Origin of the sequence: Nonomuraea sp. NPDC050310 (assembly GCF_040655795.1) — a bacterium.
Classification (GTDB): domain Bacteria; phylum Actinomycetota; class Actinomycetes; order Streptosporangiales; family Streptosporangiaceae; genus Nonomuraea.
The window spans coordinates 105,520-120,189 of the sequence record NZ_JBFAKP010000006.1 but is presented as its reverse complement, the minus strand read 5'-3'; the positions used below and the strand labels follow the sequence as shown (position 1 = coordinate 120,189).

At 73.7% G+C, this 14,670-nt stretch carries 15 protein-coding genes; 4 read left to right on the top strand and 11 right to left on the bottom strand.

All coding sequences use genetic code 11. From position 1 onward, the window contains the following. Positions 1 to 21: 21 nt before the first annotated feature. The 8 genes from AB0I67_RS17715 to mihF form a co-directional block, all read right to left on the bottom strand. Positions 22 to 1,524 carry a hypothetical protein gene (locus AB0I67_RS17715; RefSeq protein ID WP_357924289.1) on the bottom strand — a complete coding sequence of 501 codons (1,503 nt, stop codon included), beginning with the start codon at positions 1,522 to 1,524 and terminating at the stop codon, positions 22 to 24. A 49-nt stretch (positions 1,525 to 1,573) separates the two neighbouring features. Continuing rightward, positions 1,574 to 3,841, bottom strand: a complete 2,268-nt coding sequence (locus tag AB0I67_RS17710; RefSeq protein ID WP_357924287.1) for a primosomal protein N' — start codon at positions 3,839 to 3,841, stop codon at positions 1,574 to 1,576. A gap of 135 nt (positions 3,842 to 3,976) precedes the next feature. Continuing rightward, entirely contained in the window at positions 3,977 to 5,164 is a 1,188-nt protein-coding gene (metK, locus tag AB0I67_RS17705) for a methionine adenosyltransferase (RefSeq protein WP_357924285.1), read from the bottom strand. A gap of 130 nt (positions 5,165 to 5,294) precedes the next feature. Beyond that, entirely contained in the window at positions 5,295 to 5,663 is a 369-nt protein-coding gene (locus AB0I67_RS17700; RefSeq protein WP_357924283.1) for a hypothetical protein, read from the bottom strand. Between the two features lie 105 nt (positions 5,664 to 5,768). Then, positions 5,769 to 6,962, bottom strand: a complete 1,194-nt coding sequence (gene coaBC / locus AB0I67_RS17695; RefSeq protein WP_357924281.1) for a bifunctional phosphopantothenoylcysteine decarboxylase/phosphopantothenate--cysteine ligase CoaBC — start codon at positions 6,960 to 6,962, stop codon at positions 5,769 to 5,771. A gap of 7 nt (positions 6,963 to 6,969) precedes the next feature. Further along, positions 6,970 to 7,239: a DNA-directed RNA polymerase subunit omega gene (rpoZ, locus tag AB0I67_RS17690; RefSeq protein ID WP_357924279.1), complete on the bottom strand. Its 270-nt coding sequence runs from the start codon at positions 7,237 to 7,239 to the stop codon at positions 6,970 to 6,972. A 5-nt stretch (positions 7,240 to 7,244) separates the two neighbouring features. Beyond that, positions 7,245 to 7,847 (bottom strand): guanylate kinase, encoded by a 603-nt coding sequence (gmk, locus tag AB0I67_RS17685; RefSeq protein WP_357924852.1) that lies wholly within the window; start codon positions 7,845 to 7,847, stop codon positions 7,245 to 7,247. Between the two features lie 63 nt (positions 7,848 to 7,910). Then, the gene (gene mihF, locus AB0I67_RS17680) at positions 7,911 to 8,234 is read right to left on the bottom strand and encodes an integration host factor, actinobacterial type (protein WP_357924277.1); all 324 of its coding nucleotides are present in this window, start codon (positions 8,232 to 8,234) and stop codon (positions 7,911 to 7,913) included. A 252-nt stretch (positions 8,235 to 8,486) separates the two neighbouring features. On the opposite strand from mihF, the gene AB0I67_RS17675 reads away from it, so the two are divergent. The 4 genes from AB0I67_RS17675 to AB0I67_RS17660 are packed head-to-tail and all read left to right on the top strand — an operon-like array spanning position 8,487 to position 12,037. After that, entirely contained in the window at positions 8,487 to 9,491 is a 1,005-nt protein-coding gene (locus AB0I67_RS17675; RefSeq protein ID WP_357924276.1) for a polyprenyl synthetase family protein, read from the top strand. Positions 9,492 to 9,494: 3 nt separating this feature from the next. Next, positions 9,495 to 10,715: a sensor histidine kinase gene (locus AB0I67_RS17670; RefSeq protein ID WP_357924274.1), complete on the top strand. Its 1,221-nt coding sequence runs from the start codon at positions 9,495 to 9,497 to the stop codon at positions 10,713 to 10,715. 37 nt (positions 10,716 to 10,752) lie between these two features. Beyond that, complete coding sequence (locus tag AB0I67_RS17665) at positions 10,753 to 11,460, top strand: response regulator transcription factor (protein ID WP_357924272.1); 708 nt, start codon at positions 10,753 to 10,755, stop codon at positions 11,458 to 11,460. Positions 11,461 to 11,494: 34 nt separating this feature from the next. Continuing rightward, on the top strand, positions 11,495 to 12,037 hold the full coding sequence (locus AB0I67_RS17660; RefSeq protein ID WP_357924270.1) for a hypothetical protein: 543 nt from the start codon (positions 11,495 to 11,497) through the stop codon (positions 12,035 to 12,037). Between the two features lie 87 nt (positions 12,038 to 12,124). Here AB0I67_RS17660 and pyrF read toward each other — a convergent pair whose 3' ends face one another. The 3 genes from pyrF to AB0I67_RS17645 are packed head-to-tail and all read right to left on the bottom strand — an operon-like array spanning position 12,125 to position 14,641. After that, positions 12,125 to 12,823 carry an orotidine-5'-phosphate decarboxylase gene (gene pyrF, locus AB0I67_RS17655; RefSeq protein WP_357924849.1) on the bottom strand — a complete coding sequence of 233 codons (699 nt, stop codon included), beginning with the start codon at positions 12,821 to 12,823 and terminating at the stop codon, positions 12,125 to 12,127. Positions 12,824 to 12,831: 8 nt separating this feature from the next. Continuing rightward, positions 12,832 to 13,800: a dihydroorotate dehydrogenase gene (locus AB0I67_RS17650; protein ID WP_357924269.1), complete on the bottom strand. Its 969-nt coding sequence runs from the start codon at positions 13,798 to 13,800 to the stop codon at positions 12,832 to 12,834. Further along, positions 13,790 to 14,641: a dihydroorotate dehydrogenase electron transfer subunit gene (locus tag AB0I67_RS17645; RefSeq protein ID WP_357924267.1), complete on the bottom strand. Its 852-nt coding sequence runs from the start codon at positions 14,639 to 14,641 to the stop codon at positions 13,790 to 13,792. Before AB0I67_RS17645 ends, AB0I67_RS17650 begins: the two co-directional genes overlap by 11 nt. Positions 14,642 to 14,670 lie beyond the last annotated feature (29 nt).

Sequence of the window (14,670 nt, the reverse complement as noted above, 5' to 3'; positions counted from 1 at the left end):
TACTGCACACCAGTCCCAGCTTCACCCGATCGCGCGGGACCGGGCCTTGAAGGCGGCCTTGCGGGCGGCCTTGGCGAGGGTACCGTCGGGCAGCGAGCGGCCGAGCAGTTCGAGCACCTCGACCACGTCGGGGTGGTCCACCCGCCACATCTCCTCGATCAGATGCGCGGGCGGTCCGGAGGCCGCCATGTTCTCGGCGAACATCTCGGGGTCGTCCTCGGCCGCGGGCATCGCCAGGGCGAGCATGTCGACGCTCACCCACAGCAGCTCGGCCTGGGTCAGCGCGGGGGCGGGCAGGCGGCGGGCGGTCAGCCAGTGGATGGCGTGCGGGCGCAGCTCGGGGTCGTCGAGGCAGGCGCGGACGGCCGGTTCGGCGCCGGCGTCGAGGCGGTCGACGATGGTGATCGCGATGCCGCGGGCCACCGCGGGCGCGCCGGAGGCGGTGCCGAGCAGCTCGGCGGCGGCCTCGGCGGAGGTGCGGCCCTCCAGCCAGCGCCGGATGTCCTCCTCGGCCAGCTCGGTCGGGATGCCCTGCAGCAGCCCCTCGATCAGGCCCATCGCGTCGGCGTCGGCCAGGTCGGGGGCCTGCGGGGAGTGCAGCCCGCGCTCCAGGTAGAGTTCGCGCAGTCCCCAGATCGCCAGCGGGGTGAGCGTCACGGTGTCGCCGGCCACCTCGACCAGCCCGGCGTACTCCAGGCCGCCGACCGCCCGGTCGAGCTCCACCGGCCCGGCCTCGACGATCTCCTCCAGGTACTCGGCCACCAGCGCCACGGGCACCGGGAGCTGCAGCCGGAAGAGCATGTCGAACAGGTCGAACAGCTCGGCGTCGGCCTGCGGGCTGCCGGTGATCTCGCCGCCGGTGTCGTGCTCCAGCAGCCACTCCACCGTCGCCGCCCACCGGTCGAGCGGGTCGTCGCCGCGCTCGGCCAGCAGCCGGTCGAGGCCCGGCGGCAGCTTGCCGGCCAGCAGCGGCACCTCCGCGACCGCCGCCGCCAGCTCCTCCGGCGGAGCCAGCCGTACGGCGGGCAGCGGTGAGCAGCCCGGGCAGTCGCACATGGCCTCGTCGGCCGGCGCCGACGGCTGCCGCTCCCCCGACGGGATCGAGACCGGCTGCTCCAGCGACTCGGGCCCGATCGAGCTGAACAGGCTCTTGGTCATGCTGAAGTTGCCCGGGTCGGCCAGCGCCTCGGCCATCTTCCCGGCCAGGCCCGCCAGCCGCTCGTCCATCTCCGCCGCGGTCTCGGCGCTCACCTCGCCGATCGCGCGCAGGTAGGCGACGAGCGTGCGGGCCGCCGCGACGGTCTCGGCGGCGCTCTCCGGGGGCGTGATGACCCGGCGTGGGTAGATCGACAGCAGCAGTTCGTCGAAGACGTCCGGGGTGAACTCGCCCACCCGGCTCACGCCGAGGTAGTCGCTGGCGTAGTCGCACAGCAGGCGGATCTCGTCGGCATCCACCTCGACGTGCTCCGCACGGCCCCAGGAACGTAGGTCGTCTATGGCCTGGTTCACCCAATCGATGGACACAGAGGCACGCTAACGGGTTACAGGCAGCCCCGCGAATCGGGGAAATGGGCTAAATCAGGTCGAGCGGGTCGACACTCACCCGCACGATATCCGGCGCCTTACGCGCCGCACGCACCCCGCTGGCCCCCTTGAGCGCAGCGGCCAGCGCCGCGCCGTCGGGCCTCGGGACGCGCACCATCGCCCGCTCCTGGCCCCCGTCGCCCACCGGCACCGGGCCCAGCACCTGGGCGGACGGCGGCAGCCGTACCTCCTCCAGCACCTGCCGGACCGCCGCCGGCGCGCCGGTCAGCGTCGCCATCCGCACCGCGGGCGGGAAGCCCAGTTCGGCGCGTTCGGCCAGCTCGCGCTCGGCGTGGGTCACCGGGTCCCAGCGCAGCAGCGCCTGCACCACCGGGAGCGCGCCGTCGGCCAGCACGACCAGCTCGGCGGCGGGTCTGAGCAGGGCGGCGGCGTTCATCCACCGGCGCAGCGCCTCCTCGGCCGCGCGCAGGTCGGCGCGGCCCAGGAGCGCCCAGCCGTCGAGCAGCACCGCCGCCGCGTAGCCGCCTTCTGCCACCGGCTCCGCCCCGGGCGTGGCGACCACCAGCGCGGGCTTGCCGCCGACCGTCGCCAGCACGCCGTCGCGGCCGGAGGTCTTGACCCGCGTCGAGGGGAAGGCCCGGCCCAGCTCCTCCGCGGTACGGCGGGCGCCGATCACCACCGCCCGCACCCGGCCGCCGCCGCAGGACGGGCACCGCCAGGCCGCGTCCACCCGCCCGCACCAGCGGCAGTACGGCGCGGCATGCCCGGAACGCAACGCGAGCGGCCCGTGGCACACCAGGTCGGTCAGCGCGCGGGCGGGCGGCTCCAGCATCATCCCTTCCATGCTCGCCTGCGGCCCGCTCTCCCCCGGACCGGACGCCGGGACCGAGCGGGTCGGCGGCAGGGCGCAGCGCGCCGGCTCCCGGCAGTTCTGGCAGGCGATCACCGGCACGTAGCCGCGCCGGGGCACCTGGATCAGTACCGGCCCGTGCTCCAGCCCCTCCTTTAGCACCCGCCAGGCGATGCTCGGCAGCCGGGCCGCGCGCGCCGCCTGGTCCTTGGCCAGTTCGGCGTCCTCCCCCGCCGGGCGCACCCGGGGGGCCACCGCGCGGATCGTCTCGCGCCTGGCCAGGATCGGCCGGGCCCAGCCCGAGGCGATGAGCTGCGTCGCCTCGGCGGTACGGCCGTGCGAGCCGATCAGCATGGCGGCGCCGGTGCGGTGCGCGCGCAGGGCCAGCACCTCGCGGGCGTGCGGATAGGGGGCCAGGCGCTCGGCGTGCAGGTCGTCGCCGTCGTCCCAGATCGCCACCAGGCCGAGCTCGCGCACGGGGGCGAACATCGCGGCCCTGGTGCCGGCGACGGCTCGCACCTCGCCTCTGAGGACCTTCAGCCAGCGGCGGTAGCGCTCGGACGGGCCCAGGCCGGCGGTGATGGCCACGTGCCGGCCGGGGCCGAGGTGGGCGAGCAGGGCCTGGTCGAGCAGTTCGACGTCCTTGCCGTCGGGGACCACCACCACCGCGCCCCGGCCGCCGGCCAGCGTCGCGGCCACCGCCTGGGCCATCGGGCCGGTCCACGCGGTTCCGGGGAGGGCGCTCCACACCGCCCGGGGGGCGCGGCCGTGCTCCAGGGCGTCGAGGAACGACGGACCCATGGGGTAGTCGGCCCAGGCACCGGTGGTCTCTTCGGGTGCGGCGTCCGGCAGCAAGGCGGGATCGCGCTGGGCATCGGAAGAAGGGGAGCCCTCCGGCTGGGCGGAGGCGGGCTCGGGGGTCTCGGGGCGGGGTTCGGGGGTCTCGGGGCGGGGTTCGGGGGTCTCGGGGCGGGGTTCGGGGGTTTCGGGGCGGGGTTCGGGGGTTTCGGGGCGGGGTTCGGCCTCGACCTTGGCGTGGCGGGGCGGGACGGCCAGGCGCAGGACATCGGCCAGCGTGCCCGCGTACCGGTCGGCGACGGCCCGGGCGAGCCCGGCGACCTCCTCGGTCAGCACCGGCTCGGCCGAGACCACCCGTTCGAGCGGCGTGAGCCGCCCCTCGTGCTCGCTGCGCTCGGCCCGGCCGAGCAGGAACCCGTCCACGAGCTTGCCCGCGAACCGCACCCGCACCCGCACCCCGGGCACCGCGCTGTCGTGGAACTGCTCGGGCACAAGGTAGTCGAAGAGCCGGTCGAGATGCGGCAACGGCGTGTCCACCGCGACCCGCGCGACCGGCTGCGAAGGAGCGGCGACCGGCGCACCTTTGGCGCTCCTGCCAGGGGTTTTCCCCCGGACGGCGTCGAGCGGGAGGAGGGCGTCGTCGGTCACGCCACAGGTCTACCAGAACCGCTCATGATCGATTGCCAGGACGACGGCACCACCCCGGACGCCACGCCTGCCGTACCGGAAACCTCGGAAAGGGCCGCACCCCCCAGTGGGGGTGCGGCCCGTCCGGAAGCTGACCTACAGGCCGGCGGCCTGGCGCAGGGCGGCGGCGCGGTCGGTGGACTCCCAGGAGAACCCGTCGCGGCCGAAGTGCCCGTAGGCGGCGGTCTCGGAGTAGATCGGCCGCAGCAGGTCGAGGTCGCGGATGATCGCGGCCGGGCGGAGGTCGAAGACCGCGAGCACGGACTCCTGGATCTTCTCCACCGCGACCTTCTCGGTGCCGAAGGTCTCGACGAACAGGCCGACCGGCTGGGCCTTGCCGATGGCGTAGGCGACCTGGACCTCGCAGCGGTCGGCGAGGCCGGCCGCGACGACGTTCTTGGCGACCCAGCGCATGGCGTAGGCGGCCGAGCGGTCCACCTTCGACGGGTCCTTGCCGGAGAAGGCGCCGCCGCCGTGGCGGGCCATGCCGCCGTAGGTGTCGACGATGATCTTGCGGCCGGTGAGGCCGGCGTCGCCCATCGGGCCGCCGATCTCGAAGCGGCCGGTCGGGTTGACCAGCAGGCGGTAGCCGTCGGTGTCGAGCTCGAGCCCGGCGAGCACGGGGTCGACCACGTGCTCCTTGATGTCGGGGGTGAGCATCTCGGCCAGGTCGATCTCGGCCGCGTGCTGCGTGGAGACCACGACCGTGTCGAGGCGGACCGGCTTGTCGCCGTCGTACTCGATGGTCACCTGGGTCTTGCCGTCGGGACGCAGGTAGGGCACCGTGCCGGACTTGCGGACCTCCGACAGCCGGCGGGCGAGCTTGTGCGCCAGCAGGATCGGCAGCGGCATGAGCTCGGGCGTCTCGTTCGTGGCGTAGCCGAACATGAGGCCCTGGTCGCCGGCGCCCTGCCGGTCGAGCTCGTCGGTGTCGCCGGCGACGCGGTGCTCGTAGGCGTCGTCGACGCCCTGCGCGATGTCGGGCGACTGCGCGCCGATGGAGACCGACACACCACAGGAGGCGCCGTCGAAGCCCTTGTGGGAGGCGTCGTAACCGATCTCGAGGATCTTCTCGCGGATGAGCGCGGGGATGTCGACGTAGGTCTCGGTCGTCACCTCGCCCGCGACGTGGACCTGGCCCGTGGTGATCAGCGTCTCGACGGCGACCCGGCTCTTGGGGTCGTCCTTGAGCATGGCGTCGAGAATCGCGTCACTGATCTGGTCGGCGATCTTGTCCGGGTGGCCTTCGGTGACCGACTCGGAGGTGAACAAGCGACGTGACAACTCAGTGGCTCCTATGCAGCGGCTGCTGACGGTGTATCCGCCTGCGGCGGGGTTTGCGACGGCCTCTCGGCAGGCTTCGCCGAAGTCTAGCCCTACCCGTGTCCAGGTAGCGAAATCGTTCACATACTGATCACAGGTCGGGCAGCGGGTCGGGTGGCAGGGTCTCCGGCGCGAAGACCTCGGCGTCGGCCGCCGAGACCACGGCAGCGTACTCCTCGTCGAACTCCAGCGTCATGGAGCCCAGCTCGATGAGGGGACCCGGCCCGTACATGATCGGCCCCAGGCGGGTGGCCCGGGGGTAGGTCGCGTAGATCGACACGGGGCGATCGCTGCGCAACATCCTGGTGGCCAGCACCCGGATCGCCCGGTCGGTGACGACGATGAGGAAGTTGGCGACGCCCGGCGGGCCCACCGACAGGGCGGGGAAGACGTAGCGGATGCTCTCGTCCTCGCCGAGCAGGATCCGGCAGCGGTCACGAACGGTCGAACTCAACGGCATGCACGTACTCCCCCCATGTGGGGCCAGTATCCGCAGCCACACCAAATGTCGCAACAGGTGATCAGACAAGCCGTATATCCCGTATGGCCGGCTCGCCGGGGAGGGTCAGGGCAGGCGGGGGGCGACCAGGTCCCAGACCGCGTCGGCCACGTCTTCCTTGGGACCACGGGGCACCTCGACCGGCGCGCCCCCGGCGACCAGCACGGTGGCCGCGTTGTCCGGGGTGCCGAAGGCCAGGCCGCGCCCGACCTGGTTGACCACGAGCAGGTCGCAGCCCTTTCGTGCCAGCTTGGCCTGCCCGTTGGCCAGCACGTCGTCGGTCTCGGCGGCGAAGCCCACGATCACCGACGGCCCGGCCACCCCGGAGCGGCGGCGCTCGCCGAGCTCGGCGAGGATGTCGGGGTTCTTGACCAGCGAGATCGCGGCGGGGGCGTCGTCAGTCTTCTTGATCTTCGACTCCAGCGCCGTGGCGGGCCGGAAGTCGGCGACGGCCGCGGCCATCACCACGACGTCGGCCGACCCGGCGGCGGCCAGCACTGCCTCGCGCAGCTCGACGGCCGACTCCACCCGCACCACCTTGGCCCCGGCGGGGTCGGGCAGCGCGGCGTTGGCGGAGACGAGCACGACCTCGGCCCCCCGGGCGACCGCGGTCCGGGCGAGGGCGTAGCCCTGCAGCCCCGAGGAGCGGTTGCCGAGGTAGCGCACCGGGTCGATCGCCTCGCGGGTGCCGCCCGCGGAGACGACGACGGTGCGCCCGGCCAGGTCGCGGGGCCGGCCGCGCAGCACCCGCGCGCAGACGGCGAAGATCTCGGCGGGGTCGGGCAGCCGCCCGGGTCCGGTGTCGGCGCCGGTCAGCCGGCCGACGGCCGGGTCGATGACGATCGAGCCCCGCGCGCGCAAGGTCTCGACGTTGGCGCGGGTGGCGGGGTGCTCCCACATCTCGGTGTGCATCGCGGGAGCGAACACCACGGGACACCGGGCGGTGAGCAGGGTGTTGGTGAGCAGGTCACCGGCCAGGCCGTGCGCGGCCTTGGCGAGGATGTCGGCGGTCGCCGGGGCGACCACCACGAGATCGGCGTTCTGGCCGATCCGGACGTGCGGGACCTCGTGCACCGAGTCCCACACGTCGGTCGTGACCGGGTTTCCGGAGAGCGCCGCCCAGGTGGGTTCACCGACGAAGCGCAGGGCGTCGCGGGTGGGCACCACGCGGACGATGTGCCCGGACTCCGTGAAGAGCCGGAGCAGCTCGCACGCTTTGTAGGCGGCGATGCCCGCGCCGACCCCCAGGACGACGTTCACGGACGGCTCAGACCGCGCCTTCGATGGGCTCGGCGTTGAGCAGGCCCTCGGAGATCTCGCGCAGCGCGATCGAGAGCGGCTTCTCCTGGGCGTGCGTCTCGACGAGCGGGCCGACGTACTCCAGCAGGCCCTCGCCGAGCTGGGAGTAGTAGGCGTTGATCTGGCGCGCCCGCTTCGAGCCCATGATCACCAATGAGTACTTGCTGTCGACGATGTCGAGCAGCGTGTCGATCGGCGGGTGGGTGATGCCCTCCGCCGACGGGGCAATGCCAGCCACGTCAGTCAGACCTCTCGGTTGGAAACTGGGGTGACCCCCTGAGGGTCAGTCATCAAGGCTATCAGCCGCAGGCACACGTCATGGACGTTCGTGTTGACCAGGGTCGTGTCGAACTCGGGCTCGGCGGCCATCTCGATCCGGCCGGCGGCCAGGCGGCGGGCGATCACGTCCTCCGGCTCGGTGCCGCGGCCGCGCAGCCGCTTCTCCAGCTCCTCCCACGAGGGCGGGGCGAGGAAGACCAGCAGGGCCTCTGGCATGCTCCGCCGTACCTGGCGGGCGCCCTGGAGGTCGATCTCCAGCAGGACGGGGGCGCCGGCGGCCAGCCGCTCGGCGACGGGACGGCGCGGGGTGCCGTAGCGGTTGCCGGCGAACTCGGCCCACTCCAGCAGCTCGCCTTCGGCGACGAGCCGGTCGAACTCGGCGTCGTCGGCGAAGAAGTACTCGACCCCGTGGCTCTCGCCGGGCCGGGGCTTGCGGGTGGTCACCGAGACCGACAGCCACACCTCGGGGTGTGCCCGCCGGATCTCGGCGACGACCGTGGACTTGCCGACGCCCGACGGACCGGACAGGACCGTCAGGCGCCTGGAGGCAGAGAAGTCACCATCGATGGAGCTGTCGGTCACTTGCTGCTACCCCCTGGGTCGAACCTTGCGCTTGTGGTGCTACCGAGATTAGCTCTCGGCGCCACCGAACTCGCGCTCGAGGGCAGCCCTCTGGTTCGCTCCGAGGCCGCGCACGCGGCGGGACTCGGCGATCTGCAGCCGCTCCATGAGCTGCTTGGCGCGGACCTTGCCCACGCCGGGGAGCGACTCCAGAAGGGCCGAAACCTTCATCTTGCCGATGACGTCGTCGGTCTGCCCGTTCTTGAGCACCTCGGAGAGCGCGATCCGCCCGTGCTTGAGATCGTTCTTGACCTCGGCACGCTCTTTGCGGGCCTTGGCAGCCTTCTCCAGGGCTGCGGCGCGCTGCTCGGGGGTCAGGGGAGGAAGAGCCACGCCGGGTCACCTCGAATTTCTGTCGATGTACTCGGTCGAAAAGGGAAAGTAGCTGGTCAACGGCTCCTAGGCAATGTCAGGAGCCGTTTCTCTCACGACAAAATCAACTTCATCACTTTCAGTGATGATAAAACCACGCTCCGTCGATCATTCGAGCTACTTCCGAGGGAGCAGCCTCCTGCCGAGGGAGCAGTAGGCAGACCATACCGAAGATCGACGAAACCCCGGAAACGCCGGGAAACACTGGGATTCATGACAGTCACCCAGCAACGCCCGGACACCGTCGCGAAGCTCCTGACAGCCACCGATCCCGCGCTCGCCGCCCGGCTGCACGGGGAGCTGTCGGCGGTCGAGGAGCTTCTGCGGCGGACGATTTCGGACGGGCCCGGGCTCATGGCCGAGGCGGCCGGATACCTGCTGGCCGCCGGCGGCAAGCGGATGCGCCCGCTGCTGGTGCTCCTCGGCGCGGAGTTCGGCGACCCGGCCCGCCCCGCCGTACGGCAGGCCGCGGCGAGCGTCGAGCTGATCCACGCGGCCACGCTGTACCACGACGACGTGATGGACGGGGCTCCCCTGCGGCACGGCGTCCCGAGCGCGCACGTGCGCTGGAACACCAAGATCGCTATCCTGGCCGGTGACTACCTGTTCACCAAGGCGGCGAGCCTCGACCTGCCGCAGAAGGCCAAGTCCGAGCAGGCGCAGTGTGTCGCGCGCCTGGTCGCCGGGCAGATCGCGGAGACCGCGGGCCCGGCGGCGGGGGTGGACCCGCTCGACCACCACCTGGGCGTCCTGCACGACAAGTCCGCCTCGCTGATCCGGCTGTCGGCGCGGCTCGGCGGCCTGTGCTCTGGCGCGGGACGGCGGGTGTCGGGCATGCTGGCCGAGTACGGCGAGCTGCTGGGCATGGCCTTCCAGCTCTCCGACGACCTCATCGACGTGCTGTCGGAGCCGTCGGAGTCGGGCAAGGGGGCCGGCACGGATCTGCGCGAGGGCGTGCTGACGCTGCCCGTGCTGCACGCGCTGGCCCTGGACGGCGGGCGGCTGGCCGAGCTGCTGGCCTCCGGCCCGCTCACCGATCCCGCCCGGCATGCCGAGGCGCTGGAGCTGCTGCGCCGCTCCCCGGCGATCGGCAGCGCCCGTGCCGAGGTCGAGCGCTACGCCGGCGAGGCGGCGGCCATCGCGCGGGCGCTGCCCCCGCGGCCGGCCCGCGAGGTGCTCCTGGCGCTGTGCGAGCACGTCGTGCACCGTACGATCTGATCCGTGCCCCCGACCCGAGACTGGCTGCTGGCGCTGGCGATGGTGCCGGTCCAGCTCGCGGGCGTGCTCATCGTCTCGGTGCCGATCTACGTCTACGACACCGGCGGCAACCCGCCGGTGCGCCTGGTCAACAGCCCGCTCGACTGGCTCGGCCACACGCTGCTGGTCGCCTCGGCGCTGGCACTGCTGGTCCGCTCGCGCCGCCCGCGGCTGGCCCTGGGGCTGACCGTGGGCCTGTTCACCGCCTACATGCTCGGCGGCTACACGGTCGGCCCGGTGGTGCTGCCGGTGATGATCTGCCTGCTCACCGCCGCCCTGACCGGCCGCCACCGCGCCGCGGTGGCGATCGGCTTGGCGGTCTCGGTGCTGGCCGCCGGGCGCTGGGTGCCGCGCATCGTCGAGCTGTACGGCGACGCGGGCGCGGCGGCCGGCACGGTGATCGCCTTCTTCGGCGTGGTGACCGCGATCTTCGGCGGGCCGGTGCTGCTCGGCGAGATGGTCAGCAGCCGCCGCGAGGCCGCCGAGGCCAAGATCGCCGAGGCGCGGCGCGAGGCCGAGCAGCGGGTGGTCGAGGAGCGGCTGCGCATCGCCCGCGACCTGCACGACGTGGTGGCGCACAGCATGGCGGGCATCGCCGTCCAGGCCGCCGCCACGTTGCGGGTTCTGGGCGAGCCGGCGCCCCAGGTGGCCGCCTCGCTCACCGCGATACGGACGGCGGCCAAGGAGGCGCTGGCCGAGCTGCGGGCCACCGTGGGCGACCTCCGGGGCGGCGTCACGCGGGCCGGTGAGGGGGCCGAGGGGCTCGACACCCTGCTCGCGGCCGTGCGGGACGCCGGGATGAGCGTCCAGGCGCGCGTGGAGGGCCTGCCGCGGCCCCTGGCGGACGAGGCCGGGGTCGCCGTGTACCGGTGCGTCCAGGAGTCGCTCACGAACGTGCTGCGGCACGCGGGGGCGGGGGCGAGCGCCGAGGTGGTGCTGGCGTACGGGGAGGCGGAACTGGTGATCGAGGTGACCGACGACGGCGCCGGGCCTCCGCCGCCCGTGCCGGCCACCCCGACCGGCGGCCCCGGCGCCACGGGTGGCGCTGGGGGCGGGGGCTATGGGCTGGCGGGGATGCGGGAGCGGTTCGCGGCCCTGGGCGGCTCGGTGGTGACCGGCGCGGGCCCCGAGGGCGGCTTCCGTGTCCACGCGCGCCTCCCCTTCCGCACGGTGGCCCGCCCATGACCCACCGCCCGACCCTTCACCGCAGGACGGCCCGCCCATGACTCACGAGCGTCCGATCAGGGTCGTGATCGCCGACGACCAGGTGCTGGTCCGCACCGGATTCCGCGCGTTGCTGGGCACGGAGCCCGGCATCGAGGTGGTGGGCGAGGCGGGCGACGGCGGCCAGGCGGTCGCCCTCGCCCGCGACCTGCGCCCCGACGTGGTCCTGATGGACATCCGCATGCCGCACGTGGACGGCCTCACCGCGACCCGGCTGATCGCCGGCGACCCCGCCCTCGACGAGGTGCGCGTGGTCGTCCTCACCACCTACGTGGAGGACGCCAACGTCTTCGAGGCGCTCGGCGCGGGCGCCAGCGGCTTCCTGGCCAAGGACGCCGAGCCCGAGGAACTGCTCCAGGCGATCCGGGTGGTCGCCCGCGGCGAGGCGCTGCTCTCCCCCGGCGTCACCCGCCGGGTGATCGCCCGCTTCGCCCAGTTGCACGCCCACCCCGAGGCGCGGGCCGTCCCGGGCGACCTCGACGTGCTCACCGGCCGCGAACGCGAGGTGGTCGCCCTGGTGGCCGGCGGGCTGTCCAACGACGAGATCGCCGCCCGGCTGGGCATGGCCCCGCTGACCGCCAAGACGCACGTCAGCCGGGCGATGGTCAAGCTGGGCCTGCGCGACCGCGCGCAACTGGTCGTGGCGGCGTACGAGTCAGGTCTCGTACTGCCGGGGAAGCAGCCCGGCGACCCGTCCAGAGGCTGATCCGCCCGGCCCGTCGGGGCGAAAGCATCGAAGCATGCGACTCGACCAGATCATGCCCGAATGGGACCATCGTGAGATCCACCGGATCCCGCTCGGCGCCGCGCCCGACGTGGTGTTCCGGGCGATCGAGGAGACCACCTGGGCCGAGGTGCCGGTCTTCCGTCTCCTGATGGCCCTGCGCTTCCCCAAGGACGGCCATGCCGCCGGCCGCCCGATCCTGGCCGACATGCTCGGCGGCGGCTTCACCCTGCTGGATCGCGACTCGGGCGAGGTGGTGATCGGCTCGCTCAACCGGGTGGGCTTCGGGGCGGACGCGCGGTTGCCCGAGGTGGCTCCAGGGCCGGCGTTGCGGGCCTTCGCGACGCCCGGGTTCGTGAAGATCGCCTTCAACTTCCGGCTGGCGGACGGGGTCCTGGTGACCGAGACGCGGGTGCGCGGCACCGACGCGCGGGCGCGGCGGTGGTTCCGGCCGTACTGGATGGTCATCCGGCTGCCCAGCGGGCTGATCAGGCGGGTGTGGCTGGCCGCCATCCGCCGCCGCGCCCTGGCCGCCGTGGCGGGCTCGGCCACCGCCTGACGCTCCCGCGGGAAGACCCGGGTGAGGGCCCCGCAAGGAGGTCAGATGGCCGGCCTTCCCCGGCCCGTCCCAGCGACCCGCCCCGCCTCAGGAAGACGCCGTACGGCGCAACGAGGCCGCGATGGCCGCGGCGGTCGCCCCCGGGTCGGCCGAGCCGGTGATGGGCCGCCCGATGACCAGCAGGTCGGCCCCGTCGGCCAGCGCCTGCTCGGGCGTCGCCACCCGGGCCTGGTCCTGGGTGTCCGCCCCGGCCGGCCGTACACCCGGGGTGATCAGGTCGATGCCCGCCCCCACCTCGGCGCGGACCGCGGCCACCTCGTGCGGCGAGCAGACCAGGGCGGTGGCCCCGGCCGCCACCGACAACGCGGCGAGCCGGCGGACCGCGTCGGGCGTCGGCCCGTCCAGCCCGATCGCGGCCAGGTCGGCGGCGGTCAGCGAGGTGAGCACGGTCACCGCGGCGATCTTGGTGTGCGGCGCGGCCTCGACCGCGGCGCGGATCATGGCCGGTCCCCCGGCCGCGTGCACGGTCAGGTAGGCGGGCCGCAGCCGGGCGACCGAGCGGGTGGCCCCGGCGACGGTGTTGGGGATGTCGTGCAGCTTGAGGTCGAGGAAGACCTGCACGCCGCTGGCCCCCCGCACCGAGGCGATCACGTCGGGCCCGTAGCGCAGGTACAGCTCCAGGCCGACCTTGACCGTGCTCACGTGCGGCGTCACCAGGGAGGCCCAGCGGGCGGCGGTCTCGAGGTCGGGCGCGTCGAGGGCGACGGCGATGGGCGCTGGGGTCACGGCGGGCGTCACAGGGAACTCTCCTCGTGCAGGTGCCGCGTGGCGGCGCCTGGTGGTCGGTGGGCCAGGCCGACGGCGTCGGCCAGGCGGTGGAAGCCGCGCGCCTGCAGCAGGTCGGCCAGCTCGCGCTCGATGCGCAGGCACGCGTAGGGGTCGTGGAACAGGGCGGTGCCCACGCCGACGGCGCAGGCCCCGGCCAGGACTAGCTGGAGGGCGTCGGCCCCGCTGGCGACGCCGCCCACGCCGATGACCGGGACGCCGGGCAGGGCGGCGTAGACCTGCCAGACGCAGCGCACGGCCAGCGGCAGCACGGCAGGCCCGGACAGCCCGCCGGTGCCGGCGGCCAGGGCCGGGCGCAGGGTGCGGGTGTCGATGGCCATGCCGATCGGGTTGTTGATCATCGACAGCGCGTCCGCGCCGGCGTCGACGCAGGCGCGGGCGACCGAGACGATGTCGGCCACGTCCGGCGAGAGCTTGGCGACGACCGGCACGTCGCCGGCCAGGATGGAGCGGACCGTGCCGACCACCTCGGCGGCCGAGCCGCCCTCGCGGGCGAAGACCCGGCCGCGGTCCTCCATGTTCGGGCAGGCCAGGTTGACCTCGACCGCGGTCACGCCGGGCGCGTCGGCCAGCCGCCGGGCCAGCGCGGCGTACTCGTTGACCGTGCCGCCGCCGACCGAGACGACCGTCTTGATGCCGCGCTGGGCCAGCCAGGGCAGGTCGCGCTCCAGGAAGGCGTCGATGCCCGGCCCCTGCAGCCCCACGGCGTTGAGCAGCCCGGAGGGCGTCTCGGCCATCCGCGGCGTGGGCCGCCCGGCCCGGGGCGCCATGGTGATCGACGGGGTGACCAGCGCGCCGAGCCGGTGCAGGTCGAAGAACTGCGCCAGCTCCCGGCCGTTGCCCGCGCACCCGGCGGCGGTCATGAGCGGGTTGGCCAGCTCGATGTGCGCCAGGAAGGTCCGCATGTCAACTGACATTGCGGGCCCCTCCCCCGGGCGCGCCGTGCGCGTCGAAGGGGATCGTGCCGACGTCCTCGAAGCGCACCCGCTCGCCGCGGAAGACCGGTCCCTCGGCGCAGGCGCGCACCATCCTGGTGACGCCGTCGTCGCCGATGACCGGCAGCACGCAGGTCATGCAGATGCCGATGCCGCAGGCCATCGCCTCCTCGGCGACGATCTGCACCGGGATCCCGTACTTGATCGCCACCGCGGTGACCGCGCGCATCGTGTCCATCGGCCCGCAGGCGTAGATGACGTCGGCGTGCGTGTCGCCCACCACGGCCGCGAGGGTGTCGGCCACCTCGCCGCGCAGCCCGAGCGAGCCGTCGAGGGTGGCCAGCGTGACCGTCTCGGCCATCCGGCGGGCGCGCATCGCGCCGAACACCCGGTCGGCCGAGGCGCCGCCGAGCACGAAGTCGACCCGGCAGCCGCGCTCCAGCAGCTTGTCGGCCAGCGGGAAGAGCACGGCCGAGCCGTACTCGAAGCCGACCAGGACGACGCTGACCGGGTCGCGCGGCACCGGGAAGGGCCGCCCCAGCGGCCCGACCAGGTCGAGGGTGTCGCGCGCCCGCCGCTCGGCCAGCCACTCGGTGCCCGGGCCGCGCACGGTGAAGACCAGCTCCACCGTGCCGCCGTAGTCGGGCTTGACGTCGTGCACCGAGAAGGCCCGCCGGGTCAGCATGGAGCTGCGCGCGCCGCCGACCGCGACCGAGACGAAGTGCCCGGGGCGGAAGCGGTCGGCGACCGCCGGGGCCACGACCGTCAGGGCATGGTAGGCGTCGACACGGCGCGTGGTCAGCACCGTGCCGGTCACCTGCACCGGTGTCGCGGCCAGAGATCCATCACCTG

Coding starts and splice junctions, on each gene's coding strand:
- AB0I67_RS17700 (WP_357924283.1), bottom strand. CDS start 5,663: ATGCCGTTGAGTTCGACCGTTCGTGACCGCTGCCGGATCCTGCTCGGC.
- AB0I67_RS17675 (WP_357924276.1), top strand. CDS start 8,487: ATGACAGTCACCCAGCAACGCCCGGACACCGTCGCGAAGCTCCTGACA.
- AB0I67_RS17665 (WP_357924272.1), top strand. CDS start 10,753: ATGACTCACGAGCGTCCGATCAGGGTCGTGATCGCCGACGACCAGGTG.
- AB0I67_RS17660 (WP_357924270.1), top strand. CDS start 11,495: ATGCGACTCGACCAGATCATGCCCGAATGGGACCATCGTGAGATCCAC.
- AB0I67_RS17650 (WP_357924269.1), bottom strand. CDS start 13,800: ATGTCAGTTGACATGCGGACCTTCCTGGCGCACATCGAGCTGGCCAAC.